Source organism: Methanoculleus sp. MH98A (genome assembly GCF_000691865.1).
Lineage (GTDB): Archaea > Halobacteriota > Methanomicrobia > Methanomicrobiales > Methanoculleaceae > Methanoculleus.
This window is the reverse complement of sequence record NZ_JMIO01000237.1, coordinates 1-657: the sequence shown is the minus strand read 5'-3', so window position 1 is coordinate 657 and position 657 is coordinate 1. Positions and strand designations below refer to the sequence as shown.

At 51.1% G+C, this 657-nt stretch carries 1 protein-coding gene; it reads right to left on the bottom strand.

Annotation, left to right across the window (positions count from 1 at the left end; translation table 11 throughout):
* Positions 1-145: 145 nt before the first annotated feature.
* Positions 146-657: winged helix-turn-helix transcriptional regulator (locus EI28_RS12780; protein WP_048115421.1), on the bottom strand; the 512-nt coding region annotated here is incomplete at its 5' end.

Here is a 657-nt window from a genome sequence, read left to right as displayed (position 1 = left end):
TCCTCTTCACAGAACAGGATATTGCCCTGGCTGATACTGTCGTCTATGCGTGATGTGGAGATACTGCCTGATTGCGGATGTCATATAGGGTTCGCAGGACGATCCGGAAAAAGCCGGAGGATGAAATCAGAGTCTCAGGTCGGCATCAGGTCCCGGTACCTGAAACTTCTCTCCCGGCGCTCGCGAGATGCCACGACTTTTGTGCCATTATATGCTCCTTCACATCCTGGCAGAGGTAGTATCGCACATTCCGCCCGTCCCTCTCGCTTTTGACGATGCCTTCCCGGGTTAACGATCTCATGTGCCAGGTGACGTTCGGGCCCGACATGATGAGCCGGGATGCGATATCCTTCCTCGCAATTCCCGGGTGTTGCAGAACAAGACTTATTATCCGACCCTTTGGAAATTCGTAAGAATATCCAGTTATCGTCTTTTCCAATTCGGGAAAGGGGTCCCCACTGACGTAATAACTTATCCCCGTGCAGTTCTGTTCGGCAACGACCTTTCCCATCCGGCACAGCACCCCCACATGATACCGGAGAGTCCCGATATTCATCTCCAGCATCTGGAGGAGATTACTTATATGAATTCCTGGATTCTCCTGAATGCACATATACACTGCATTTCGGTTCTCGTTGTCCAGGATATTCTGACACG